The following is a 24,129-nucleotide window of genomic DNA, read 5'->3' as shown; positions in this document are numbered from 1 at the left end:
AGCGGACAGAAACGCATGCAACTCGACTTCACCCCAGGGTGAGGCGCGGCACGCCCGGGATGCTCGAATCTTGTACCCCGGAGGAGGGGCGTCGGGGGGCACTCTGAATGTTACGAACTTTTACACGTGCGACATGTGCCGTTCACACGGAACGCCCGTCGGCACCTGTGTGCCGACGGGCGTTCGCCCCCTGTCTCCCCCGGGTCAGTCGCGCCGAAGCTCCCTGCCGTGGACCGTCACCGCGTAGATGATGAGGAGGTCGACGGTCACCATCGCGATCGACCACCACGGCTGGGCCGGGAACGCGATCAGCTGCCCGATGGCGTGCAGCGCCGCGACGAACACCGCGAAGATGCGGGCCCACAGGGCACCGCGCATCAGGGACAGGCCGGCGATCAGCATCAGCAGACCGAGCACGATCGACCACCAGCCCCACGCCGTGAGACTGAACGTCTGGATGCCCGACGACGACACGAAATAGCCGGTCGAGGGGCCGAGCAGCGCGACGATCCCGTAGAACACATCGAGGATCGCGGCGATGAGCAGGAGCACCGCTGCGAACAGCGCCCATCCCACCCATCCGGAACGGACTTGCACCTCGGACATCGCATCCACCTCTCGATCTGGACCACCCAACCTGCGGTCGAGCACAGCATCGCGTGCGCTGCGTCGTCGCGGATAGACAGCGGGAATTTCCTCGAATCCGATGCGTTTACATGCGTATAGCCAGGCAATGGAGCCGGTAGACCCCGTACGAACACCCCGGAGGAGTTCCATGTCCATCGCCGAAGCCACTGCGCGCGTCGCCGAGACGTCCGCCCCGCTGCTGCCCGCGCTCGCCGAGCGCTGGAGCCCTCGTGCCTTCGACCCCTCGATCGGGATCGACGACATCACGCTGCGCTCCGCCCTCGAGGCGGCGCGCTGGTCGCCGTCGGCCGCGAACACGCAGCCGTGGCGCTTCATCGTCGCCCGGCGCGGCACCGAGGCCTTCGACACGATCGTCGCCAACCTGGCCGGCTTCAACACCGTGTGGGCCGGATCCGCTTCCGTCCTGATCGTCGCGGCCGCCGAGATCGTCGACGAGGAGGGCACGGAGCGCCGGTGGGCGACCTACGACCTCGGTCAGGCCGTCGCGCACCTGACGATCCAGGCGCACCACGACGGCCTCCACGCGCACCAGATGGGTGGATTCGACGCCGACGCACTGCGTGAGGCCTTCCAGCTCGGCGAGCGCTTCGTGCCGGTCTCCGTCACCGCACTGGGAGTGCTCGGCGACGCCGAGACGCTGCCTGAGCCGCTGCGGACGCGCGAGGCCGCGCCGCGCACCCGCCGCCCGCTCGACGAGATCGCCGAAGTGCACGGCTGATCCGCTCCGGACCGCGAACGACACGGCGCCCGCCGGGATGTGTTCATCCCCCGGCGGGCGCCGTTCTGTCTTCGTCGACGCTTACGGCCGCACGAGCGTCTTGATGGCGCGGCGCTCGTCCATCGCCGCATACGCCTCGGCGATGTCGGTCAGCGGCACCTCGAGGTCGAACACGCGACCCGGCTCGATGGCGCCCGACCAGACGTCCTGCAGCAGGTCCTCCACGTAGTTCCGCACGGGCGCGACTCCGCCGTTGACGCCGATGTTGCTCTGGAACAGCGGGCGGACCGGCAGCTCCGGGCCGCCGTTCGGCACGCCCACGTAGCCGACCGTGCCGCCGGGGCGGGCCGAGCGGATGGCCTGGTCCATCGACTCCTTGGTTCCGACGGCCTCGAGCACGCAGTCCGCTCCGATCCCGTCGAACAGCTCCTTCACGGCGGCGACACCCGCGTCGCCGCGCTCGGCGACGATGTCCGTCGCGCCGAACTCGCGGGCGAGCGCCTGGCGCGTCTCGTGCCGCGACATGGCCACGATCCGCGACGCCCCCAGCCGGGCGGAGGCCAGCACAGCGCACAGTCCGACAGCGCCGTCGCCGACGACGACGACCGTGCTCCCCTCGGTGACCCCGGCGGAGACCGCGGCGTGGTGGCCGGTGCCCATCACATCCGACAGCGTCAGCAGGCTCGGGATGAGCTCGGCGCGCGGGTACTCCGGGGTGGCGACGAGGGAGCCGTCGGCGTGCGGAACGCGCACGTACTCGCCCTGGCCGCCGTCGGCGAAGCCGCCGATGCGGTCCTGCGAACCCCACCAGCCGCCGTGCAGGCACGACGTGCTGACGCCGTTGCGGCAGTTCACGCACGTCATGTCGCAGTCGTAGAACGGGGCGATGACGAAGTCGCCGGGCCGGATGGTGCGGACGTTCTCGCCCACCTGCTCCACCACACCGACGAACTCGTGGCCGATCCGCCGCGGCTCGTCGGTCGGGGTCACGCCCCGGTACGGCCACAGGTCGCTGCCGCAGACGCACGCGGCGACGACGCGGACCACGGCGTCGAGGCCGTCGGATCCGGAGCCGGTGTAGAGGGTGGGAGTGGGGACGTCTTCGAGGCGCACATCGCGCTCTCCGTGGATGACAGCAGCACGCATGCTTCGAGCCTACGCGAAGGGCCCCCACCCGATCGTCGGATCGGCTGAGGGCCCTTCGTCGTCCGGACTACTCGCGGACGGCGGCGACCGTCAGGTGGTCGGCCTCGCGGTCCAGGTCGACCCGGACCAGGTCGCCGTCACGAATCTCGCCGGCGAGCAGAGCGGTGGCGAGACGGTCCTCGATCTCGCGCTGCATCAGCCGGCGGAGCGGGCGCGCACCGTAGATCGGGTCGTACCCGCGCTCGGCCAGCCACGCCCGGGCGTCCGGGGTGACCGCCAGCTCCAGCCGTCGCTCCGTGAGGCGCTGCATCAGATGGTCGATGCCCAGCTCGACGATCTCGCCCAGCTCCTCCTGCGTGAGCGCGGAGAACACGACGATGTCGTCGAGACGGTTGACGAACTCCGGCTTGAACGCCTGCCGCACCATCTGCAGCACCGCCTCCTCGCGCTCGGTCGGGGTCAACGGCGGGTCGACGAGGAACTGGCTTCCGAGGTTCGAGGTGAGCACCAGGATGGTGTTGCGGAAGTCGACCGTTCGGCCCTGGCCGTCGGTCAGCCGGCCGTCGTCGAGCACCTGCAGCAGCACATCGAAGACCTCCGGGTGCGCCTTCTCGACCTCGTCGAGCAGGATCACCGAGTACGGACGGCGACGAACGGCCTCGGTCAGCTGACCGCCCTGCTCGTAGCCGACGTACCCGGGAGGCGCACCGACGAGGCGCGAGACGGAGAACTTCTCGCCGTACTCGCTCATGTCGATGCGGACCATGGCCTTCTCGTCGTCGAACAGGAACGCCGCGAGGGCCTTCGCGAGCTCCGTCTTGCCGACGCCGGTCGGCCCGAGGAACAGGAAGGAGCCGGTCGGGCGGCCCGGGTCGGAGATGCCGGCCCGGGTGCGGCGGACCGCATCCGCCACCGCCTGCACGGCCTTCTTCTGGCCGATGATGCGGCGACCCAGCTCGTGCTCGAGGTTGAGCAGCTTCTCGGTCTCGCCCTGGGTGAGGCGGTCGACGGGGATGCCGGTCCACGCCGCCACCACGGCGGCGATGTCGTCGGCCGTGACCTGCTCGTTCACCATGCGCGGGTGCTCGTGCTCGGCCTGCTCGGCCTCCGCCAGCTCCCGCTCGATGCCCGGGATGGTCTCGTACTCGATCCGCGACGCCTCCTGGTACCGGCCGTCGCGCAGCGCGACGTCACGCCGGGTCTTGGCCTCCTCCAGCTGCGACCGTAGTTCGCCGACGCGGTTGAGCGACGCCTTCTCGGCACGCCACCGGGCCTGCAGCTCCTCCAGCTGGTCCTCCTGCTGGTGGAGGCGCTCACGGAGCTGCGCGAGGCGCTCCTTGCTGGCGTCGTCCTTCTCCTTCTTGAGGGCGAACTCCTCCAGCTTCATGCGCTCGACCTGGCGCTGCAGGGTGTCGATCTCGACCGGGGCCGAGTCGATCTCCATCTTCAGCCGAGAGGCGGCCTCGTCGATCAGGTCGATCGCCTTGTCCGGCAGTTGCCGGGCGGTGATGTACCTGTTCGAAAGGGATGCGGCGGCGACGAGGGCGGAGTCCTCGATGGTCACCCCGTGGTGGGCCTCGTAGCGGCCCTTCAGACCGCGGAGGATCGCGACGGTGTCCTCCACGGACGGCTCGCCGACGTAGACCTGCTGGAAACGGCGCTCGAGGGCCGCATCCTTCTCGATGAACTCGCGGTACTCGTTGAGAGTGGTCGCGCCGATCAGGCGCAGCTCACCGCGAGCGAGCATCGGCTTCAGCATGTTGGAGGCCGCGACCGACCCCTCGCCACCGCCGGCACCCATCAGGATGTGCAGCTCGTCGACGAAGGTGATGATCTGGCCCTCGGCGTCGTTGATCTCCTTGAGGACGGCCTTCAGCCGCTCCTCGAACTGGCCGCGGTACATCGCGCCGGCGACGAGCGCGGACAGGTCGAGCGCGACCAGCTGCTTCCCCTTCAGGGAGTCGGCCACGTCCCCCGCGACGATGCGCTGGGCGAGGCCTTCGACGACCGCGGTCTTTCCGACGCCGGGCTCGCCGATGAGCACGGGGTTGTTCTTGGTGCGCCGGGTCAGCACCTGGCTGACGCGACGGATCTCGGCATCCCGCCCGATGACCGGGTCGAGCTTGCCGCTCTTGGCGATCTCCGTGAGGTTCACGCCGTACTGTTCGAGAGCACTCTTCGCCTCCTCCTGCGTGGAGGGCGCACCCTGCATGTTCGCCATCTGGTTCCTTTCCCATTTCTCTGTGGGCAAACTTGAGTCTACTAGGCTCAACTTTGATTGGCGAGGGGATATTCCGGTTCAGGAGGCTGTTTTCGCCGGTTCACCGGCATCCGGGGCCGCGTCCAGGCGCCACCGGTCGAGGTCTCCCCAGGCCTCCGCGATGAGTCCGCCGGCCAGCCGGTACTGGGCGAACTCCTGGATGCGGATGCGGCGCTCGCCATCGGCCGACGTGGCGGTGTCGGTGAGACGGGCGGCGATGCGGTCCCCGTCGACCACGAGCTCCTCGAGCGTCCACCGGAAGTCGGGGAACAGCTCGACGACCCCGGCCAGCCCCGCGCCGTACTCGTGGATGCCGACGCGCACGCCCTTGACGTGAACGTCCGGCGCGACGAACGCATCCAGCTCGTCGAAGCGGTGCTCGTTGCAGCGGTCGAGATACCGCCGGTAGCGCTCCTCGACGGCCGCGCGGTCGTCTGCTGGTTCGGCATCCATGCCGCGCATCCTGGCACGGCAAAGGCTTCGCGTCCGCCCCTGGCGTGCCTCCGTCCGGTGTCGGAGGCGGCGCATAGGATCGCATCTCGTGCGCCAGACGGATCAGGAACGGACGAGGCGGAGGCTGTCCGCCGCCGCGCTTGTGGCCGCCGCGTTGCTCCTGGCCGGATGCTCGGTCGTCGTGAGCGCCGCGGAGCCGGCGAGCACGGTCGCGACTCCGCCTGCGTCTTCGCCGGCGACCGTGCCAGCGTCGGCGGCACCGGCCGGCTCGATCGACGCCCGAACCCTGCTGGCCACGCTCCCGGTCAAGGGAAAGGCGCCGAAGACGGGCTACGACCGGGTCGGCGACTTCGGCCCGGCGTGGGATCTGCCCGGGCAGGCCTGCTCGACGCGGGACCTCATCCTCGCCCGCGACCTGACCGACATCGTCCGGGACGGCCCCTGCAAGGTCACCTCCGGCACCCTCCACGACCCGTACACCGGGAAGACGATCAGCTTCCGCCGCGGCGTCGCGACCTCGGCCGAGGTGCAGATCGACCACCGCGTCCCGCTCGCGAACGCCTGGCAGACCGGCGCGCAGCAGCTCACGTTCGAGCAACGCCGGCAGTTCGCGAACGACCCGCTGAACCTCGTCGCCGTCGACGGCCCGACGAACGCGAAGAAATCCGACGGGGATGCCGCCACCTGGCTGCCGCCGGTGAAGCCGTACCGATGCGAGTACGTGGCGGCGCAGGTCGCCGTCAAGGCGCGGTACCACCTGTGGGTCGCGCCCGCCGAGCACGACGCGATCGACCGCATCCTGACGGGATGCGCGCCCGTGATGGTGCCTCAGCCCGGCGCCGCGACGCCCACGGAGCGGTAGCCTGTCGCCATGGTGGATCCGGCCGACCTGCGCGTGGTGCTGATGGACAGCCAGACGGCCGCGACCTTGGCCCAGGTGCTGCCGCTCCTGCTGCTGACCCTGATGGTGGAACTGCGGCGCGTGGAGGTGCACCGCCGCGGCCACAACGTCCGGACGACCCGCGTGCTGCTCGGCCTGTTCTTCGTCGCGTTCGGCGTCGTCGAGACGGTGTTCGTCCTCTCGATCGACGGGGCGCTCATCCCCTTCACCTGGAGCGACCTCATCTCCGCGCTCAGCATCTTCGCCCTGCTGGCGCTGCTCTTCGTCCTCTCCCTGCTCGACTCGCCGTCGCGCCGCAAGCACGACGAGGCGTGACGGGGCGTCCGGCTCCGGGTCAGCGCAGCGTCACCGACGCACGCGGTAGCGCAGGTGGAGCACGCCGTCCCCCTGGACGATCTCTTCCGGTCCCTCGAGGAGATGCTGCGCTGCGACGGACCCGAAGAAGCGCTTCCCGGCGCCGAGCACGACAGGTGCCACATCCATCCGGACCTCGTCGATCAGACCCGCGGCGAGCGCCTGGCCGCCGACATCTCCCGCTGCGACCTCGACCACGCGGTCGCCCGCGAGCTCCTGAGCAGTGCGCATCGCGGCCTCGATGCCGTCGACGAACGTGAACGGAGCGTCGGGGAACCAGCCCTCCGGCCTGCCCCGGTGGGTCACGACGACGACGTGCTCGACGCCGCCCGGGGGCGTCCCGTCCCACCCGTCGGTCATGTCGAAGACGTGGCGGCCGACGATCGTCACCCCGATCTCATCCCAGTAGGGCCGGACGTAGTCGTAAGAGGCCTGCGACACCTTCAGCACGCCGCTGTCGTCCAGCGGCACGTCGCCGCCGAGCAGCCAGTCGAACAGCGGACCGGGCTGGTCGCCGTCGTCGGCGATGAAGCCGTCCACCGACACGGATGCGTACAGCACGGTCTTGCCCACGATGCCCCTCCTCTTTCGCTGCCCTCACGCTAGCGGTCGAGCAGACAAAGCACTGGTAGTGACGCTACCGGTAGTGTTACTATCAGCGCGTGCTGATCACCGAACTCGCCGAACGCTCCTCGACTCCCGCCGCCACGATCAAGTACTACGTGCGGGAAGGGCTGCTGCCCGCGGGCGAACGCGTGGGCGGCAACCGCACCATCTACAGCGAGGAGCACGAGCGTCGGCTGCGGCTGATCCGCGCCATGCTCGAGGTGGGCAAGCTGTCCATCGCCTCCGTCAAGACCATCCTGAACGCACTGGATGAGCCGGGCGCCCCCATCTCCCACACGTTCGACGTCGCGCAGCATGCGCTCTCGCGCTCCGCCGTCTCGGACGTCGCCGAACCGACACCCGAGTCACTGGCGCGAGTGGATGCCGTGGCCGCCCGCGCCGGATGGACCGACTGCGACGACAACATCGGCCGCGAGATCGCCGCGCGCGTGATCGACGCGTTCGCCGGTTCGGGGTTCCCCCTCCCGGACGACTATCTCGACCGCTACGCCGCCGCCGCGCGCATCCACGCCGAAGCCGACCTGGGCGCGGTCGCCACCCTGCCCGACCCGTCGCGCATGACCGAGCTCATGGTGATCGGCACCGTGCTCGGCGACACCCTCTCGCTCGGACTGCGACGCATGGCTCAGGCCGTCGTCACCGAAGAAAGAAGAAGAAGCTCATGAAGACCGTCTTCGCCTGGCACCGTCCGTTGATGACGGTCGCCGCCCTGATGATCGTCAGCACGATCGTCTGCCTGGTCGGGCTGCTGGTCGACCCCCGTCAGATCACCGGGATGGAGGCGTGGGCCAAGCCGCTCAAGTTCTCCCTGTCCATCCTGCTGTACAGCGTGACCTGGGCGTGGCTCATCGCCCACCTGCCGAGATGGCGCCGGATCGCCCACGCCGCGGGGACCGTCGTCGCCGTCGCCCTCATCGTCGAGCAGGTGCTGATCATCGGTGCCGCGGCTGCGGGGACGACCAGCCACTTCAACGTCTCGTCCCCGGTCGCGAGCGCGGTCTGGGGCGTCATGGCGATCTCGATCACCACGCTCTACGTGTGCACCTTCCTCACGACGATCGCCGTGTTCTTCCTGCGGCTGAGCACGCGGTCGACGACCCTCGCCGTGCGCGCGGGCGCCGTGATCGCGCTGGCCGGGATGGGGCTCGCCTACCTGATGACCGGGCCGACGGCGGCGCAGCTGGCCGACTTCCGCGGCATCGCCGGCGCCCACACGGTCGGTCTCGCCGACGGCGGACCGGGTCTCCCGGTGCTGGGGTGGAGCACCGTCGGCGGCGACCTCCGCATCCCGCACTTCATCGGGATGCACGCCCTGCAGCTGCTGCCGCTGCTCGCGGTGCTGCTCGGCTGGCTGGGCCGGCGCTGGCGCCCGCTGGCCGACGACCGGGTGCGCACGCGCCTCGTCGTCGTGGCGACCGCGGCCTACGGGGCCGTGCTCGCGCTCGTCACCGTGCAAGCGCTCGCGGGCCAGTCGATCGTCCGCCCGGACGGCGTCTTCCTCGCCGGCGGCTGGACGATCGCCCTCACAGCACTCCTGGCCGCCGCCGCCATCCTCACCTTCCGCCCGCGTCCCCTCCCGTCCCCCACCGTCGCCCCCGCCTGACCCCCCACCGTCGAGTACGCACAAATTGCACGCTCGCGGCTCCGGGGACGTGCAATTTGTGCGTACTCGACGGGGGGCGGGACGGGTCAGCGAGCGGCGGGGTCGCGGTCGTCGACGTTCGCGGGGGCGGCGGCGTCGAGCTCGTCGGGGAGCTCGAGCGGGCGGCGCGTGTAGTACCCGCGCGCCTTGCGGTAGAAGAGCGCGATCGGCACGACACCGAGGACGATCAGCCCGAGCCCGAGGATGTTGACGACGATCGCGTCGTCCTGGAAGTTCTGCATGATCCCCATCACGAACATCACGCCCATGAAGACCGCACCGGCCGCCGGCCAGAGCCCGATGAGGAGGAAGTTCTTGACCGACTTCAGCAGCACCTTCCGGTAGGCGACCACCACGGCCACTCCGGCGAGCGTGTAGTAGAACGCGATCTGGATGCCGATGGACAGGATGGCGTTGTTCATGATCTCGCCGACGTTGCCGACGAAGTTCGATCCGACGAACAGCACGATCGAGACCCCGACGACGACGAGCGTCGCGAAGGCCGGCGTGCGCCACTTCGGGTGTATGCGGCCGAACGCCTTCGGGATGGTGTTGTCGCGTCCCATCGAGAACAGCGTCCGGGTGACCTGGATGAGCGTGGTCTCCAGCGTCGCGATGGTCGACAGCGCGACGGCGATCACCAGCACCTTTCCGCCGATGCCCGGCCACACGGCGTCGCCGAGCACGGACAGCACGTTGGCGCTGTGCTCCTCGATCGTCTTCTGCGGCAGGATCACCAGGGTCGCGATCGTGAAGATCTCGAACAGCAGGAAGACGATGATGACGCCGATGATGCCCGCCGAACCGGCATTCTTGTGGCCGTCCTTCGTCTCCTCGTTGAGGTTGGCGGACACATCCCAGCCCCAGAAGTAGAACGCCGCGACCAGCGCGGCCGACACGAAGACGCCCTGACCGGTGAGGTGCTGGAAGCCCAGCCAATCCCACGAGAACGACGGCCCGGCGTGGGCGGACGTCGCCGCCCGCACGATCATCAGCACGGCGAAGAGCACGAGGATGCCGACCTCGATGACCGACATGATCCACTGCGCCCGCGCGGTGACGTGCACGCCGAACAGCACGCACGCCGCCATGACGAGGAACCAGAGCGCGCCGACACCGGTGATGAGCGGAACGTTCTCGGCCTGCTCCGGAGCGAACAGCGTGACCGTCATGGCCCCGGCGGGCAGGGCGCCCGCGACCATGAAGATCGTCGCCGAGATGACCAGCGCCCAGCCGGAGAGGAAGCCGAGGATGGGGTGGAGCGCCCGCGCGACCCACGAGTAGGCGGCGCCCGCGTTCACGTCGAGCCGTCCGAGGTACAGGAACGCCCAGGCGATGCCGAGCATCGGGATGCCGCACCACAGCAGCGCGGCGGGCGCGCCGAGCGCGGCTGCTCCCACGAGCGTCGCGGTGGTGGCCGCGATCGAGTAGGCCGGCGCACTGCCTGCGACGGCCATCACGATGGACCCGGCGGCGCTCACGCCATCGGCCGCTAGGCCGTGGTGGTCTCCCCGGTGCTGGTCGGCGCCGCCTTCGTGCGAGGCATCCGGCCGGGAACTGGTCTGCGTCATTGCTCTCCCTGGCTTCGAGGGTCGCTGGTCGACGGGCGGGGGCGCGACGTCGGTGTGCGACAGGGGGACGTTAGCAACATCCGGCCTGAAGGACAAGCGAATGACGACGGATTCGGTTGTCGATTTACTGATTGCACCCTGAAAACGTTGTGAATATCCATATCCGCAACGGAACGGGTTGCCGTGCATGCCGGACGCCACGCTCCACCCCCGAGCGGGTCGCTTGATCGGCGACGACCGGGATGCCTAGGGTTGCGCATGCCCGACGACGAGGAGACCGCCGCCCCGCCTGCCCGACGCATCTCGCGGCGAGCCCTCATCGGCGGGATCGCCGGCGGCATTCTCGGTGCGGCGGCCGTCGCGGGCGGTGCGTATGTCGTGCCGCGGATCTTCCGCGGAGCGGAGGACGGGCTCCTGGTCGACCGTCTCACCGACCGGAAGGGCTTCACCGTCGCCCACCGCGGCGGCTCCCTCGACTGGCCGGAGATGTCGATGGAGGCGTACCGCAACTCGGTGGCGGCCGGGGCCAACGCCCTGGAGATCTCGCTGGCCCGCACGTTGGACGGCGTCTGGTTCGGGCTGCACGACGAGACGCTCGACCGCACCTCCGGCACCTCGGGATTCGTCGCGGCGGAGCACACCTGGAAGGAAGTCCGGCAGCACCGCATCTCGGCCGCCGAGACGAACGATCCACGCCAGCCTGCCCAGCCGTATCTCCGCTTCGAGGAGCTCATCGCCGCGTACGCCGCGACGCACACGATCTTCGTCGACCCGAAGGTAGTCCCCGTCGAGCACTTCGGCGAGCTGTTCGCGCTCATGGCGACGGTCGACCACCCGACCAACACATTCGTCGCCAAGGGCTACTGCACCGCCCGCGAGTGGCCCGTGGATGCGCGCGGCCGCGGTTTCCGCACCTGGGGGTACTACTACGGGGCGGAACTCGCCTCCGACCCGCAGCTGTTCGCCTCCACCGCCGAGCGCTGGAGCTGGCTCGGGCTCGACTACAACGGCGGCGAGGATGCCTGGCGGACCTTCACCGGGAGCGGCAAGCCGGTGCTCGCGCACATCGTCCCGTCGCGTGCGGCCGCCGACAGGGCCCTCGGATTGGGCGCCGGGGGGATGGTCGTCTCCGGCGTCCGCGAGGTCCTGCGCAGCTGAGACGTCCCGTCAGGCCGGCTTGCGCGACGCGGTTACCGTGAACTTCGGGTTGCGGGCGATCTGCCGCGTCGGGCCGACCGCACGCTCGAGCGCCGCGCGGTAGCCGAGGTGCGAGTTCCACACCGTCCACAGCTCCCCGCCCGGAGCCAGCACCCGGCCGGCGTCGGCGAAGAGCCGCTGCGCGATCCCCGTATGGACGGCTCCCCCGATGTGGAACGGCGGATTCAGCACCACGAGGTCCGCGGACGCGTCGGGCTGCGACGACAGCCCGTCATCCCGGACCACCGTGACGCGCTCCGCGACGCCGTTGGCCGTCGCCGTCGCAGCGGCCGACGCGACCGCGGCCGCCGACTGGTCGGTGGCGATGACGCGGAGGCCGGGACGCGCGACGGCGAGCGCCGACGCGATCACCCCCGTCCCGCAGCCGAGGTCGATCGCCGTGCGCGCCTCCGGGACGGCCGCATCGAGAACGCCGAGCAGGAAGCGCGTTCCGATGTCGATGGACGTCCCCGCGAACGCCGCGCCGTGCGCGCACACCCACAGCCCGGTGGCGGCATCACGAGCGCGCTCCGGCCAGCGGTCGAGCACGGTGGCGGCGGCGGGATGCGGGTCGCGCACGGTCAGCACGCGCGCCTTCTGCCGTGCGAGCGACGCCTCTACCGAGCCGAAGACCTCGCCGAGCACGTCGTTCATCGCCGTCGTCATGTGCTTCAGCATCCCGCCCGCGTACACGACGACATCGGCCCGGGCATGCTCGGCGATGAGAGTCGCGATCTCCTGCAGGGCGTCCAGGCTGCGGGGCAGCCGGAGCAGCACGGTGCGCGCACCGCGCACGAGCGTCTCGTCGAGCGGCCGGTGCTCGTACGTGCCGGTGAGTCCCAGCTCGGCGGCGTTCGCGTCGAGGGCACGCTCGCCGGTCAGGGCGTCCTGGTGCACGCGGATGTCGCGCGCACCACGGGCAGCGGCCGCGAGGGTCAGCGCTCCGTAGCCGTCGCCGATCACCACGAGACCCGGTTGCTGCAGCGCATCGCCGGCGATGTCGGCCAGCAGGCGGTCGGCGGCGTCCGCGGCGAATAGGTTCGGCGCCTCGACGTCCGGACGCCGCCGGAGGCGGTCGTACGGAAAGTCGGAGGCTGCGGAGGTCACGCCCTCCAGTCAATCAGAGGCGACCGGAGGGCGTGACCCGCGAGCGTGCGGTTGCCCGGAGCTCAGGAGGCCCGCGCGGCCTCCTCCTCCAGCTCCTCCTTCTCCGAGAAGTCCATCATCGGAGGCTTACGACGGAACCCGCGCGTCAGGACGGCGAGATAGACGACGCCGACGAGCATCCACGAGAGCCCGACGATGAACGTGGTGGCCGTGAGCGACGTCCACAGCCACACGGTGAGGACGAACCCGATCGCGGGCAGCACGCCGTAGCGCACCCACTCCCCGGCCGAGGGCGCGGTGCGGCCGCCCTTCGGGAAGAGGTGGTGCTTGATCACCGAGAGGTTGACCATCGAGAAGGCCGCCAGTGCGCCGAACGAGATCATCGTCGCGGCTTGATCCAGCGTCAGCACGAGGGCCAGCAGCGACACGACGGAGACCGCGAGCGCCGCCACCCACGGGGTGCGGAACCCCGAATGGAGCGTGCCGAAGATGCGCGGGAGCACGCCATCCCGGCCCATCGAGTAGATGATGCGCGAGACGCTGACCTGGGTCGTCATCCCCGATCCGAACGCGCCGACCACATAGACGGCGACGAAGAACGACGTCAGGAACGTGCCGCCCACCTTGGCCATCAGGTCGACGCCGGCCGAGTCGACCTGGGCGAAGTCGCGCCAGTCCGGGTACACCAGGGCGCCGAGCCAGGAGACAAGGATGAAGATCGCGCCGCCGATGAGAGTGGTCAGAAGGATGGCGCGCGGGATGTCGCGCTTCGGGTTCTTCGCCTCCTCCGACAGGGTCGAGACCGCGTCGAAGCCGAGGAACGACAGGGCGAGCACGGCGGCGCCCGCGAAGATCGGCCCCAGGCCGCCCTTCCCGGGCAGGAACGGCTCGATCAGGCTCGGCGTCTCGGACGACGGGTTGGTGAGCAGCTCCTTGATGGCGAGCACCGCGAACACGACGACGAGAAGCACCGACAGTGCCACGATCGCCACGTTGAGCCGGTTGACCAGGGTGATTCCGAGCACGTTGAAGAGCAGCACGAGCAGCAGCGACGCCAGCGCGAACACCCAGCCCGGGATGTCCGGGAACTGGGTGTTGAGGTACAGCCCGATCAACAGGAAGTTGATCATCGGCAGGAAGAGGTAGTCGAGCATCAGCGTCCACCCGGTCAGGAAGCCGATGTGGCCGCCGAATGTCTGCTGGGTGTACGTGTACGCCGAACCGGACACCGGGAACGCACGCGCCATCGCGCCGTAGCTGAGTGCCGTGAACAGCATCGCGACCAGCGCGACGACGTAGGCGGACGGCAGGTGGTTGTCGGTCGACTGGGTCACGATGCCGTAGGTCGTGAAGACGGTGACAGGGGCGAGGTAGGTGAGGCCGAACAGCACGAGGGCTGTCGGGCCGAGCGCCCTCTTGAGCCGCGGCTGGGGCGGCAGGTCGGTCGTGGTCATGTGGTGCTGCCTCTCTGGGATGGAGTGGTGCAATCGGGGGTGGGTATCAGCTCCGTACGGTGGTCGCGCGGCGGACGCCGGCGACCCAGGTTCCGAGCACGCGGACGGATCGCAGGTCGTGCGGGTCCACGTGGCGCGGGTCGGTGTCGAGCCAGACCAGGTCCGGGGAGGACCCCGGACGCAGCTCGCTGCGCGCACGCTGCGCGAAGGCCTGGCGGGCGACGCCGGAGGAGTAGGCCTCCAGCGCGTCGGTGAGCGGGATGCGCTCGGCGGGGGTCCATCCGGCCTCCGGAACCCGCTGCTCGGTCTGGCGGGTCACCGCCGTCGCGACGCCGGGGCGCCAGTCGGCGCTGCTGACCGGCCAGTCGCTCCCGAAGGAGACGCTCGCCGACTCGAGCAGGGTGCGGATGGGGTACTGCAGTCGTTCGCGCTCGGGGCCGAGGCGCGGGATGGTCAGGTCGAGCATCATCGGATCGAGCTGCGCCCAGAGCGGCTCGAAGTTGGCGATGACGCCGAGACGCTCGAAGCGGGGCAGGTCGACCGGGTCGACGACCTGGACGTGCGCGATCACCGGACGGCGGTCGCGCGCGCCGTTGGTGCTCTCGACCGCCTCGAAGACGTCGAGGGCGGTGCGCGTCGCGGCGTCGCCGATCGCGTGCAGGTGCAGCTGGAAGCCCAGTTTGTCGAAGGTGACCGCCGCCGCGGTGAGCTCGGCCGCATCCCAGTTGGGGAGTCCGCGGTCGCCCGGGGTGTCGGTGTAGTCGGCGAGCATGGCCGCCGTGTGGTTCTCGATGACGCCGTCCACGAACACTTTCACGGTGGCGGCGGTCAGCAGCGGATCGCCGAGCTCCTCGACGCGGCGGCGCGACTCGACGAACTCGGGCACCTGGTCGCGCCAGCGCACGGGGTCGGCGCGGAGGGCCAGATTCACCCGCGTCGACAGCAGACCTCGCGTGGACGCCTCGAGGTACGCCTCCACCTCGGCCGGTTCGACCCAGGCATCCTGCACCCACGCGATCCCGAGCTCCGCGTACTCGGCGGTCGCCAGTCGCAGGGCCTCGACACGCTCGTCGTGCGTCCGACCGGGCTCGGCGGGGATCAGGAGATCGACCGCTCCGGGCTCCTGCAGGATGCCGAGCGGAGATCCATCGGACCGGCGCGGGATGCGGCCCAGCGCGGGCTCGGGCGTGCTCGCGTCGATCCCGGCCCGCCGAAGCGCCTCCGAGTTCACCCACACCGTGTGGTAGTCCCACGCCCGCAGCACGACCGGGCGGTCCGGGATGGCGGCGTCCAGCCAGCGCGCGTCGAACATCCCGTCAGGCGCCAGCGTCGCGTCGTAGCTTCCGCCGTAGATCCACTCCTGCTCGGGATGCGCGTCCGCCCACGCCGTGACGCACGCGACGATCTCCTCGACCGATGTGCAGCTCCGCACCTGGGGGCCGAGCTTCTCCAGCCCACCTTGCAGGGGATGCGCGTGACCGTCGCCGAAGGCGGGAGCGAGCACACCGCCGAGCAGGTCGACCGTCTCGCCGGCCGTGGCACTCAGGGCGCGGGCCTCGGCGTCGATGGCGATGATCCGACCGTCCTCCACCGCGACCGCGGTGTGCTCGACGGCGTCGGAGCGATAGCTGCTCAGGATGGTGCCACCGGTGAAGACGGTCGTGCTCATACAGCCTCCGTGTTACAGAAAAATGAACGGCGTTCTTTTATTTCGTCAGATACTAGGGTGTGATCGAGCCGGAGGGGAAGAGCATGGCCGAGATCGATCGCCCGGCGCGTCGGGTGGGGCGCCCGAAGACGACGGTGCTGACCCGCGATCTCATCGCCGAGGCCGCCCTCCGCCTGCTCGACGAATCGGGCGCCGAGGGCTTCACGATGGCGCGGCTCGCGCAGGCCCTCCGCGTGCGGCCCAGCGCCCTGTACAACCACGTCGACGGCAAGGAGGACGTCATCGCCGGCGTCCGGGAGCTGATCTCGGACCGCATCGACGTCAGCGCGTTCGCGACCCTGCCGTGGGATGCCGCGATGCTCGACTGGGCGCACTCGTATCGCCTCGCCTTCGCGACGCATCCCCCGACGATCGCCCTCCTCGCCACCCTGCCGCTGACCGGCGCGCTGCGCACGATGCACATGTACGACACGGTCGTCCAGGCGATGGTGCGCGCCGGCTGGCCGGAACCCGAGGTGCTGCCGACGATCGTCGCGGTCGAGTCGTTCATACTCGGCTCGGCGCTCGACGCGATCGCGCCCGCCAACATGTTCGACCCGTCCGGAGCGGAGGACCAGGTTCCGTCGTTCGCCTCGGCCTACGCGGCGCGCGACCGGGCGCTCGGCGCGACGACGCCCGCGGATGCGGCGTTCGAGATCGGGCTCACCGCCCTGCTCGACGGCCTGCGTGTGCGCTACGAGCGCGTGCGCGTAGCGGCGGGATGACGCGGGGCTAAATCCAGCCCTTCCGTTTGAAGACGACGTACAGGCCGACGCCCATCCCGAGCATCAGCAGGAGCGCGAACGGGTAACCGAAGGCCCAGTGCAGTTCCGGCATGACGCGGAAGTTCATGCCGTAGATCGTGCCGACGAGGGTCGGGGCGAACAGGATCGCCGCCCAGCCGGAGATCTTCTTCACCTCGTCGTTCTGCTGCCGGCCCACGAGCGCCGTGTGCACGGTGAGCGCGTTCTGCAGGATCTGACGGAAGCCGTCCGCGCGTTCGGTGACGCGGATCACGTGATCCTCGACGTCGCGGAACCTGTCCCGCAGGCCCTCGTCCGCTTCGCGGGCGATCAGGCCCTCGCGCAGGCTGCGCAGCACATCCTTCAGGGGGTCCACGGCGCGCTGGAAGTGCATCACCTCGGTCGACAGCTCGTAGATGCGCCGCGTCACCCCGCGATCGCCGGAGAACAGCTGGTCCTCGATCTCGTCGATGTCGTCCTCGAGGCCCGCGACGACAGGCGCGTACTCGTCCACGATCTCGTCGAGGATGCCGTACAGCGCCGCGATCGGACCGTGCGCCAGCAGCGCGGCGTCCCCCTCGAGCCGTTTGCGGACCCGCGCCAGATCGGGCGTCTCGAAGTGCCGGACGGTGATGACGAAGTCATCGCCGAGGAAGACGTGCACCTCGCCGAACTCGACCTTCTCCGTCTCGTCCACGTAGCTCGCCGGCCGCAGTACGACGAAGAGCATGTCGCCGTACTTCTCGATCTTGGCGCGCTGGTGACCGGAGAGGGCGTCCTCGACGGCGAGCGCCGGAAGGTCGAACTCTTTCGCCACGGCGGACAGCTCGCTCTCGCTCGGCCGGTACAGCCCGATCCAGGCGAAGCCTCCGCGGTCGCGCACCGTCTCGCTGGTCTCCTCGAGCGACGGCGGTTCGGTGCGGACGCCGTCCACGTACACGGCGTTGTCGACGATCATCGCGCCTCCTTCTTGAGCAACCGTACGCCCGACGCAGGCTCCTCCCGGACCACGGACACGGGCGCACCTAGACTGACAACGATGTCCGCGCTCGCCTGGCTCGCCGCCGCCCTCGTCGTGGTGGGCGCGTACCCGGCGTACCGGTTCGCCCGCCGGGCCTGGCGGTTCCGTGCGACCGCGACGGTCATCGCGGTGATCGCCGGGCAGCTCGTCGGACTCGCCCTCGTCGTGCTCGGCGTGGTGCTGCTCCCCCGCCCTGATTTGACCGGGGCCGGCTGGTTCGCCATGCTGCTCGCCGCGACCGTGCTGCCGCTGGCGATCGGGGATGTGCTGCAGTCGGCCGGGCAGCGGGGTGCGCGCATCGCTGTCGCCGCGGTCGCAGCCGCGCTGACGGTCGGAGTGGTCGGTGTCACCGTGCAGCCGGCGTTGGCCCGGCCCATCGTCGCCGGCCGCAGCATCCCCGTCACGGCGAAGACCCTCGCCGAGGGCTACCAGCTGGCGGTGCGCATCCCGGCCACCCGATCCGGCTTCGAGGCGCGGGCCGCGCACCTGTTCGTGCCGCCCGGGTGGCTGCGCGACCCGTCGGGCACGCGTCCGGTCGTCGAGATGATGATGGGGCAGCCCGGCAACCCGACGCTCGGGGCCACTCTCGACGCCCTGCACAGCCTCGGGCAGCAGCGGCTCGACCAGGCGCCGTTCGTGCTCGTCGTCGACCAGCTCGGCGCCGTCGACAAGAACCCGCCGTGCGCCGACACCTCCGCGGGCAAGCTCGACACGTACCTGTCGCAGGATGTCCCCGCCTGGATCGACGCGAACCTCCCGGCGTCGTCGGACCGCGCCGACCGCGTGATCGCCGGCTTCTCGCACGGCGGCGAGTGCGCTGCGTACCTGGGCGCGAAGTACCCGGACACCTGGGGAGCGGTCATCGACATCTCCGGGCCGGACAAGCCGGGCGAGTACCGGCCGACCGTGACCCGCGACCACTACTTCGGCGGCGACCAGGTGGCGTACGAGAAGACCTGGCCGGCCAACGTCCTCGCCGCCAACGACTACCCCCGGCCGACGGTCGGGATCTTCGTCGCCGGCGCGGAGGACCCGCACTTCCGCCAGCAGGTCGAAGACACCGCGACCGCCGCCGAGAACGCCGGCTGGAAGGTCACGTACTGGGCCGTCCCCGGCGAAGGCCACTCTGGTCCGACCCTGGTGAAAGGCCTGGCCACCGGCTACAACCAGCTGATCGGATCGTGGGTGAAGACGGGCGCGACAGGCCAGGGAGACCGGTTCCTGTGTGCCGCGGACCAGACCGGCCGGGCGTGCGGTCTGACGCAGGCGGCGGCGGTCGGCGGGACGATCGCGATGGTCGACCTGTCGGTGCTCGCGGTGTTCCTGATCATCACGCTCGGCCTGTTCTTCGCCCGCCGCGGTGTGACGATGCGCCGGCCGCGCGCGTCGCTCGACGACTGAGCCCACCCCCTCACGATTTGCGCCAAATCTCGGTTATCCGTCGCTCATAACGGAGATTTGGCGCAAATCTCGTCCTACGCGGCGACGGCCTCCCGCGACGCGACGAACGCATCCACGCACGCAACGGAGGAGGATGGGCGCCCTCCCACCCCGCGACTCCTCCCATTCGCGCGCCTCAGCGGCGGGGCCGGGCGTTTCTCCTTCGTTTCCGCCACGGCACGCGGCGTGACCGGAAACGCGGCCCTGTTCGTCGGCCGGTCGGAAACGGAGGCGATCCCAGCCGACGCGCCGGGCGGCTGCGGCAAACGGAGGACATCGCGGGCGGTCCCACCGCCAGGACCTCCGTTCACCACGGGAGCGGACCGCCGCGACCGCAGGCAGCACGCGGGATGCGGACCGCACAGCCGCAGACAACACACGGCATGCGGATGCGCGACCAAAAACCACACGCGGGATGCGGACGGCGCGACCGCAGCGCACCCGGGAGGCGGACCGCCCGAGCCTCGACGGAACGCGTGCGGCAGGGCCCGCTACGCGGCGACGGCCTCCCACGACGCGACGAACGCATCCACGCAGCGGCGGATCTCCTCCTCCGTGTGCGCTGCCGACAGCTGCACGCGGATGCGCGCGCGGCCCTTCGGCACCACGGGGTAGGAGAACGCCGTCACGTAGACGCCCTGGCGCTGCATCTCGTCGGCCATGCGCGCGGTGAGCGCGGCATCCCCGAACATGACAGGGACGATGGGATGCGCACCGGGCAGCAGTTCGAATCCCGCCTCGGTCATCAGCCGCCGGAACAGTTCCGCGTTGGTGACGAGCTGCGCCCGCAGATGGTCGGACTGCTCCAGCAGGTCGAGCGCAGCGAGGGTTCCGGCGACGATGGACGGCGCGAGGGTGTTCGAGAACAGGTACGGCCGCGAGCGCTGCCGCAGCAGGTCGACGATCTCGCGACGGCTCGAGACATAGCCGCCGGAGGCGCCGCCGAGCGCCTTGCCGAAGGTGCCGGTGTAGATGTCGACGCGGTCGGCCACCCCGCAGAACTCGGGCGTGCCGCGGCCGTGCTCCCCGACGAAACCGACCGCGTGCGAGTCGTCGACGAAGACCAGCGCTCCGAACTCGTCCGCCAGATCGCAGATCTTCGCGAGCGGGGCGATGTATCCGTCCATCGAGAAGACGCCGTCGGTGACGATGACGGTGAAGCGCGCTCCCGCATCCCGCGCCGCCTCCAGTTGCGCCCGCAGGTCGGCCAGGTCGCGGTTCTTGTAGCGGTACCGCTGGGCCTTCGACAGGCGGATGCCGTCGATGATGGATGCGTGGTTCAGCTCGTCGGAGACGATGGCGTCCTCCGGGCCGAACAGCGTCTCGAATACGCCGCCGTTGGCGTCGAAGCAGGAGGAGAACAGGATGGTCGCCTCCGTGCCGAGGAACCGCGACACCCGCCGCTCCAGCTCGAGGTGCTGCTCCTGGGTGCCGCAGATGAAGCGCACGCTCGCCATCCCGTAGCCCCAGTCGTCGAGCGCCGCCTTGGCGGCGTCCCGGAGGGCCGGATGATCGGCGAGCCCGAGGTAGTTGTTGGCGCAGAAGTTGAGCACCTCCTGGCCGTCGGCGGTGATCAGCGCCGACTGCGGGCCGTGGATGCTGCGCTCACGCTTGGTGAGGCCGGCCTCCTCGATCTCCTGCAGCTGCGTCGCGATGTGCTCCCGGAATCCTCCGTACACGTTCAGACCTCCGTCCAGTCGAGGATGACCTTGCCCCCACCTGCGGACGCGGCGGCGGCGAACCCCTTCTCCCAGTCGCGGGCGGGGAAGCGGTCGGAGACGATCGACGCGATCGCGTCGTGCAGTTCGACAGAGGTCTGCAGCATCGCGCCCATGGCGTTCCACGTCTCGAACATCTCGCGGCCGTAGATGCCTTTGAGAGTCAGCATGTGGGTGACCACGATGCCCCAGTCGACGGCGATCTGTTTCGACGGCAGCCCGAGCATGGCGATACGGCCGCCGTGGTTCATGTTCTCGATCATCGAGGGCAGCGCAGTGGGGGCGCCGCTCATCTCGAAGCCGACGTCGAAGCCCTCGCGCATCCCGAGCGCCGTCTGCGCCTCATGGATGTCGTGCTTCGACACGTCCACGGTGAAGTCGGCGCCCATCCCGCGCGCGAGTTCGAGCCGCTGTGCGCTGATGTCGGTGCCGACGATGAAGCGGGCGCCGACGTGGCGGGCGACCGCGATGGCCATCAGGCCGATGGGACCGCATCCCGCGACCAGGACGTCCTCGCCGACGACCGGGAAGGCGAGCGCGGTGTGGACGGCGTTGCCGAGCGGGTCGAACAGCGCGCCGACCTCCGGCTCGATGGCGCTGTGGTGCACCCAGACGTTCGTTGCGGGGAGGACGAGCTGTTCGGCGAAGGCGCCGTCGCGCTGCACCCCGACACCCTGGGTACGGATGCACATCTGGCGGCGGCCGGCTCGGCAGTTGCGGCAGGTGCCGCAGACGATGTGCCCTTCGCCGGACACCAGGTCGCCGACCTCGACATCGCGGACCAGCGGTCCGACCTCGACGACCTCGCCGAAGAACTCGTGGCCGGGGATGAGCGGGGCCTTCACGGCCGACGCCGCCCAGTCGTCCCAGCGCTGGATGTGCAGGTCGGTGCCGCAGATGCCGGTGCGCAGAACGCGGATCCGGACATCCTCCGGACCCATCTCGGGCTCGGGGACATCCACCAGTTCGAGGCCGGGCCCGGCCTCGCTCTTGAACAGGGCTCTCATCGTCGCTTCCTCGTGGGAGTCGGTGTGCTTCATCGCTCGGCCGCCGGTGCGCCTTGTGGGCGCGGGCGGCCGAGCAAAAGCCTAGTCCTCGCAGCATCGGGTGAGTCGTCGATGACGACGATGGCGCCGACCACCTCGGGTTGTCACTGCATCAGGAACTTCTCCGCCGCGCCGATGGTCGTCCGGTTGGCGATGAGCGCACCCGTACCCGCGTTGTCGGCACTCACGTACTTTCCGTTGGCGACCGCCAGCAGGCTGATCGTGCCGTCCCTGTTGGGGACGACCGTGAACTTCTCCCAGGGGCCGATCGCGGTGCGATTCGCGATGAGCGCGCTGGCGCCCTCGTCTTCTGCGACGACGTACTTGCCGTTGGCGCCGGCGCGGAGGCTGATGGTTCCGTCGCCGTTGTTGAGCACGGTGAACTGCTCCCACAGCCCGGCCTGCGACCGGTTCGCCATCAGCGGCCGCTCGCCCTCGTCTTCCGCCGTCACGTACAGTCCGTTGACCTGCGCGACCAGCTGGACATCGCCGACCACCGCCGCGGGCAGCACTGTCACGGCCTGCGAGCGGGCCGACAGCACCCGGTAGCCGCCCTGGGACGCCTCCCAATAGGCGCTCACTTCCACGGTGTAGTCGATGTAGCCGACTCGGAGATCGAGGGGCGTGACGACGTGCTTCAGCGTCGCGACGAACTGCTCCCCGGGCTGAAGCGGGTCTTCTCGGACGCCCCACGGAGAGCCGGGGTCGTCGGCTCTGTTCCAGCGCGTGCCGTCGAGCGCGACACTTCCGGTGTTGGCGATCGTCGTGCGGATGGCGACGGCGTCGCCCACGCGCGCCGGGTTCGAGGTCGTCCATCCGGGATCCACCAGCTCTGCTCGTGCGGTCACATGCCCGACCTCCTGCGCCTGCGCGCTGACCCGGCTGGACGGGTCGACGGCTGATGCTGCTGCCGGCTCGGCCGGCATGACCAAGCCGGCCCCGGTGATGGCCATGATCGCCGCCGCCGCGATCGTTCGGTACTGACGAGAGACATTTCGCACTCTGGGCTCCAATGTGAGGTGGTAGAGCCCAGCCTGTCATGGACCTCCGACGTTCGACCAGGAGCATATTGTCGAGATCCGCTGTCGACACGACGGCGAGACCTTTAGAGTTCAGCCATGAAGCGCGCGCTGATCGTGATCGACCTGCAGAACGAGTACGTGACCGGGAACCTGAAGATCTGCTACCCGGATCTGATGGAGTCCATCCCCAACATCGAGGTCGCGTGGGACGCAGCCGACGACCACGGCGTGCCGGTCGTCGTGGTGCAGCACATCGAGGACGAGGGGTCGCCGGTCTTCGCGCGCGGCTCGGACGGCGCCGCCCTGCACGAGACGATCATCGACCGCACGCCCGCGCACGTGGTGACCAAGGGGAGCGTCTCCGCGTTCCCCGGCACCGATCTCGAGACCTGGCTGCGCGCGAACGACGTCGACACGGTCACCATCGCCGGTTACATGACGCAGCACTGCTGCGCGGGGACGGCTCGGGATGCGTCCGAGCTCGGGTTCACCGTCGAGTTCCTGTCGGATGCCACGGGCACGCTCGACCTCGTCAACGAGGCAGGCGCGATCTCGGCGGACGCCCTCCACCGCAGCGTGCTGGTGACGATGCAGTCGGAGTTCGCCGCCGTCGCGACGACGGAGGAGTGGACGCTCGCGGTCGAGGCCGGTGACACGCTGCCGGTGTCGAACCTGTGGGACAGCACCGGCCACGCACGGCTCCCGGAGAAGCACGCCGAACTGCACAAGCTCATGCGCGAGGTGCGGGCCGGGATCGACGACGACATCGCCGCGACCGAGGCGCACAACATCCAGAACACCCTCTACGTCGGCCAGGGCGTCTCGTCGCTCTGACCCGGCGCCGAAGCGCACGTTGTGGCGGCTATTTCGGGGATTTAGCAGCCACGACGTGCACCTTGACGGAAGATGGGACTCGGGGGACGCGAGCGGTCGAGCGGTCAGCGCTCGAGGGGGCGCCAGACGACGAGCTGGTTGCTGCGGCGCACGCGGGTGCCTGCGCGCATCGAGACGACCTCGCCCTCGGAGCCGGCCGCGAACACGCGGCGGCCCGGACGGTTCAGGAGCTCGTCCGCGAGGGCGGTCTCCAGCTCCCGGACGCGGCCGCGGAGTTCGCCCACCTGATCCTCCAGTTCGAGGATCCGGCGGATGCCCTCCAGGCTCACGCCCTCCGAGCCGAGGCGGGCGATCTCCTGCAGCTTCTCGATGTCGCGCATGGAATAGCGGCGCGACTTGCCGGCCGTCCGGCTGGGGCTGACGAGTCCGAGCCGGTCGTACTGGCGGAGCGTCTGCGGGTGCATGCCCGCGAGCTCTGCCGCGATCGAGATCACGAAGACCTGGCTGTGCTCGTCCATC

23 protein-coding genes are annotated in these 24,129 nt (G+C 69.9%); 9 read left to right on the top strand and 14 right to left on the bottom strand.

Translation table 11 applies throughout. The features are described from left to right. Nucleotides 1–204: 204 nt before the first annotated feature. The gene (locus tag H284_RS0112770) at nt 205–606 is read right to left on the bottom strand and encodes a DUF7144 family membrane protein (protein WP_018192428.1); all 402 of its coding nucleotides are present in this window, start codon (nt 604–606) and stop codon (nt 205–207) included. Between the two features lie 169 nt (nt 607–775). Between H284_RS0112770 and H284_RS0112765 the strand changes: the two genes are divergently transcribed. Beyond that, nucleotides 776–1,366, top strand: coding sequence for a nitroreductase family protein (locus tag H284_RS0112765; RefSeq protein ID WP_020076560.1), 591 nt, complete (start codon nt 776–778; stop codon nt 1,364–1,366). Between the two features lie 81 nt (nt 1,367–1,447). On the opposite strand, the gene H284_RS0112760 is transcribed toward H284_RS0112765, so the two are convergent. The 3 genes from H284_RS0112760 to H284_RS0112750 form a co-directional block, all read right to left on the bottom strand. After that, on the bottom strand, nt 1,448–2,512 hold the full coding sequence (locus tag H284_RS0112760; RefSeq protein WP_020076559.1) for a zinc-dependent alcohol dehydrogenase family protein: 1,065 nt from the start codon (nt 2,510–2,512) through the stop codon (nt 1,448–1,450). Nucleotides 2,513–2,579: 67 nt separating this feature from the next. Next, nucleotides 2,580–4,733: an ATP-dependent Clp protease ATP-binding subunit gene (locus H284_RS20245; protein WP_020076558.1), complete on the bottom strand. Its 2,154-nt coding sequence runs from the start codon at nt 4,731–4,733 to the stop codon at nt 2,580–2,582. Nucleotides 4,734–4,811: 78 nt separating this feature from the next. Then, nucleotides 4,812–5,225, bottom strand: coding sequence for an ester cyclase (locus H284_RS0112750; protein ID WP_020076557.1), 414 nt, complete (start codon nt 5,223–5,225; stop codon nt 4,812–4,814). Nucleotides 5,226–5,313: 88 nt separating this feature from the next. Between H284_RS0112750 and H284_RS0112745 the strand changes: the two genes are divergently transcribed. Together H284_RS0112745 and H284_RS0112740 are read left to right on the top strand one after the other, a co-directional pair. Next, nucleotides 5,314–6,087, top strand: coding sequence for an HNH endonuclease family protein (locus tag H284_RS0112745; RefSeq protein ID WP_231371213.1), 774 nt, complete (start codon nt 5,314–5,316; stop codon nt 6,085–6,087). 9 nt (nt 6,088–6,096) lie between these two features. Continuing rightward, on the top strand, nt 6,097–6,441 hold the full coding sequence (locus H284_RS0112740; RefSeq protein WP_020076555.1) for a hypothetical protein: 345 nt from the start codon (nt 6,097–6,099) through the stop codon (nt 6,439–6,441). Nucleotides 6,442–6,471: 30 nt separating this feature from the next. On the opposite strand, the gene H284_RS0112735 is transcribed toward H284_RS0112740, so the two are convergent. Further along, the gene (locus tag H284_RS0112735) at nt 6,472–7,053 is read right to left on the bottom strand and encodes a dihydrofolate reductase family protein (protein ID WP_020076554.1); all 582 of its coding nucleotides are present in this window, start codon (nt 7,051–7,053) and stop codon (nt 6,472–6,474) included. 89 nt (nt 7,054–7,142) lie between these two features. Between H284_RS0112735 and H284_RS0112730 the strand changes: the two genes are divergently transcribed. Next, complete coding sequence (locus H284_RS0112730; RefSeq protein ID WP_020076553.1) at nt 7,143–7,772, top strand: MerR family transcriptional regulator; 630 nt, start codon at nt 7,143–7,145, stop codon at nt 7,770–7,772. After that, nucleotides 7,769–8,710, top strand: a complete 942-nt coding sequence (locus tag H284_RS0112725) for a hypothetical protein (protein ID WP_020076552.1) — start codon at nt 7,769–7,771, stop codon at nt 8,708–8,710. Before H284_RS0112730 ends, H284_RS0112725 begins: the two co-directional genes overlap by 4 nt. Nucleotides 8,711–8,796: 86 nt before the next feature. Here H284_RS0112725 and H284_RS0112720 read toward each other — a convergent pair whose 3' ends face one another. Then, the gene (locus H284_RS0112720) at nt 8,797–10,320 is read right to left on the bottom strand and encodes an APC family permease (RefSeq protein WP_020076551.1); all 1,524 of its coding nucleotides are present in this window, start codon (nt 10,318–10,320) and stop codon (nt 8,797–8,799) included. Between the two features lie 258 nt (nt 10,321–10,578). Between H284_RS0112720 and H284_RS0112715 the strand changes: the two genes are divergently transcribed. After that, a complete protein-coding gene (locus H284_RS0112715; RefSeq protein WP_020076550.1) occupies nt 10,579–11,478 on the top strand; it encodes a glycerophosphodiester phosphodiesterase in 900 nt (299 codons plus the stop codon). A 9-nt stretch (nt 11,479–11,487) separates the two neighbouring features. Here H284_RS0112715 and H284_RS0112710 read toward each other — a convergent pair whose 3' ends face one another. The 3 genes from H284_RS0112710 to H284_RS0112700 form a co-directional block, all read right to left on the bottom strand. Continuing rightward, the gene (locus H284_RS0112710; protein WP_020076549.1) at nt 11,488–12,624 is read right to left on the bottom strand and encodes a class I SAM-dependent methyltransferase; all 1,137 of its coding nucleotides are present in this window, start codon (nt 12,622–12,624) and stop codon (nt 11,488–11,490) included. Between the two features lie 62 nt (nt 12,625–12,686). Further along, nucleotides 12,687–14,078: an APC family permease gene (locus H284_RS0112705; RefSeq protein ID WP_020076548.1), complete on the bottom strand. Its 1,392-nt coding sequence runs from the start codon at nt 14,076–14,078 to the stop codon at nt 12,687–12,689. A 46-nt stretch (nt 14,079–14,124) separates the two neighbouring features. After that, a complete protein-coding gene (locus H284_RS0112700) occupies nt 14,125–15,747 on the bottom strand; it encodes an amidohydrolase (RefSeq protein WP_020076547.1) in 1,623 nt (540 codons plus the stop codon). Between the two features lie 83 nt (nt 15,748–15,830). On the opposite strand from H284_RS0112700, the gene H284_RS0112695 reads away from it, so the two are divergent. Continuing rightward, entirely contained in the window at nt 15,831–16,511 is a 681-nt protein-coding gene (locus H284_RS0112695) for a TetR/AcrR family transcriptional regulator C-terminal domain-containing protein (protein WP_020076546.1), read from the top strand. A 7-nt stretch (nt 16,512–16,518) separates the two neighbouring features. Here H284_RS0112695 and corA read toward each other — a convergent pair whose 3' ends face one another. Next, nucleotides 16,519–17,487 (bottom strand): magnesium/cobalt transporter CorA, encoded by a 969-nt coding sequence (gene corA / locus H284_RS0112690; RefSeq protein WP_020076545.1) that lies wholly within the window; start codon nt 17,485–17,487, stop codon nt 16,519–16,521. Nucleotides 17,488–17,568: 81 nt separating this feature from the next. Here corA and H284_RS0112685 point away from each other — a divergent pair, with 81 nt between their 5' ends. Beyond that, nucleotides 17,569–18,951, top strand: a complete 1,383-nt coding sequence (locus H284_RS0112685; RefSeq protein ID WP_020076544.1) for an alpha/beta hydrolase — start codon at nt 17,569–17,571, stop codon at nt 18,949–18,951. 530 nt (nt 18,952–19,481) lie between these two features. Here H284_RS0112685 and H284_RS0112680 read toward each other — a convergent pair. The 3 genes from H284_RS0112680 to H284_RS0112670 all read right to left on the bottom strand — a co-directional run bounded on the left by H284_RS0112680 (nt 19,482) and on the right by H284_RS0112670 (nt 22,755). After that, nucleotides 19,482–20,669, bottom strand: a complete 1,188-nt coding sequence (locus H284_RS0112680; RefSeq protein ID WP_020076543.1) for a glycine C-acetyltransferase — start codon at nt 20,667–20,669, stop codon at nt 19,482–19,484. A gap of 2 nt (nt 20,670–20,671) precedes the next feature. Next, nucleotides 20,672–21,715, bottom strand: a complete 1,044-nt coding sequence (gene tdh / locus H284_RS0112675; protein WP_029042930.1) for an L-threonine 3-dehydrogenase — start codon at nt 21,713–21,715, stop codon at nt 20,672–20,674. Nucleotides 21,716–21,858: 143 nt separating this feature from the next. Further along, the gene (locus tag H284_RS0112670) at nt 21,859–22,755 is read right to left on the bottom strand and encodes a fascin domain-containing protein (protein ID WP_020076541.1); all 897 of its coding nucleotides are present in this window, start codon (nt 22,753–22,755) and stop codon (nt 21,859–21,861) included. Between the two features lie 117 nt (nt 22,756–22,872). On the opposite strand from H284_RS0112670, the gene H284_RS0112665 reads away from it, so the two are divergent. Then, nucleotides 22,873–23,610: a cysteine hydrolase family protein gene (locus H284_RS0112665; protein ID WP_020076540.1), complete on the top strand. Its 738-nt coding sequence runs from the start codon at nt 22,873–22,875 to the stop codon at nt 23,608–23,610. Between the two features lie 104 nt (nt 23,611–23,714). On the opposite strand, the gene H284_RS0112660 is transcribed toward H284_RS0112665, so the two are convergent. Continuing rightward, entirely contained in the window at nt 23,715–24,128 is a 414-nt protein-coding gene (locus H284_RS0112660; RefSeq protein WP_020076539.1) for a heat shock protein transcriptional repressor HspR, read from the bottom strand. Between the last annotated feature and the right edge of the window lies 1 nt (nt 24,129).

This window comes from Cryocola sp. 340MFSha3.1 (assembly GCF_000383315.1).
GTDB lineage: Bacteria > Actinomycetota > Actinomycetes > Actinomycetales > Microbacteriaceae > Leifsonia.
This window is presented reverse-complemented; position numbering and strand designations above follow the sequence as displayed.

Excerpts from the sequence above, each read along its gene's own strand:
- H284_RS0112700 (WP_020076547.1), bottom strand. The coding sequence starts at position 15,747 with ATGAGCACGACCGTCTTCACCGGTGGCACCATCCTGAGCAGCTATCGC.
- H284_RS0112725 (WP_020076552.1), top strand. The coding sequence starts at position 7,769 with ATGAAGACCGTCTTCGCCTGGCACCGTCCGTTGATGACGGTCGCCGCC.
- H284_RS0112665 (WP_020076540.1), top strand. The coding sequence starts at position 22,873 with ATGAAGCGCGCGCTGATCGTGATCGACCTGCAGAACGAGTACGTGACC.
- H284_RS0112715 (WP_020076550.1), top strand. The coding sequence starts at position 10,579 with ATGCCCGACGACGAGGAGACCGCCGCCCCGCCTGCCCGACGCATCTCG.
- H284_RS20245 (WP_020076558.1), bottom strand. The coding sequence starts at position 4,733 with ATGGCGAACATGCAGGGTGCGCCCTCCACGCAGGAGGAGGCGAAGAGT.
- H284_RS0112685 (WP_020076544.1), top strand. The coding sequence starts at position 17,569 with ATGTCCGCGCTCGCCTGGCTCGCCGCCGCCCTCGTCGTGGTGGGCGCG.
- H284_RS0112705 (WP_020076548.1), bottom strand. The coding sequence starts at position 14,078 with ATGACCACGACCGACCTGCCGCCCCAGCCGCGGCTCAAGAGGGCGCTC.
- tdh (WP_029042930.1), bottom strand. The coding sequence starts at position 21,715 with ATGAGAGCCCTGTTCAAGAGCGAGGCCGGGCCCGGCCTCGAACTGGTG.
- H284_RS0112760 (WP_020076559.1), bottom strand. The coding sequence starts at position 2,512 with ATGCGTGCTGCTGTCATCCACGGAGAGCGCGATGTGCGCCTCGAAGAC.
- H284_RS0112765 (WP_020076560.1), top strand. The coding sequence starts at position 776 with ATGTCCATCGCCGAAGCCACTGCGCGCGTCGCCGAGACGTCCGCCCCG.
- H284_RS0112720 (WP_020076551.1), bottom strand. The coding sequence starts at position 10,320 with ATGACGCAGACCAGTTCCCGGCCGGATGCCTCGCACGAAGGCGGCGCC.
- H284_RS0112660 (WP_020076539.1), bottom strand. The coding sequence starts at position 24,128 with ATGGACGAGCACAGCCAGGTCTTCGTGATCTCGATCGCGGCAGAGCTC.
- H284_RS0112740 (WP_020076555.1), top strand. The coding sequence starts at position 6,097 with ATGGTGGATCCGGCCGACCTGCGCGTGGTGCTGATGGACAGCCAGACG.
- H284_RS0112770 (WP_018192428.1), bottom strand. The coding sequence starts at position 606 with ATGTCCGAGGTGCAAGTCCGTTCCGGATGGGTGGGATGGGCGCTGTTC.
- H284_RS0112695 (WP_020076546.1), top strand. The coding sequence starts at position 15,831 with ATGGCCGAGATCGATCGCCCGGCGCGTCGGGTGGGGCGCCCGAAGACG.
- H284_RS0112750 (WP_020076557.1), bottom strand. The coding sequence starts at position 5,225 with ATGGATGCCGAACCAGCAGACGACCGCGCGGCCGTCGAGGAGCGCTAC.
- corA (WP_020076545.1), bottom strand. The coding sequence starts at position 17,487 with ATGATCGTCGACAACGCCGTGTACGTGGACGGCGTCCGCACCGAACCG.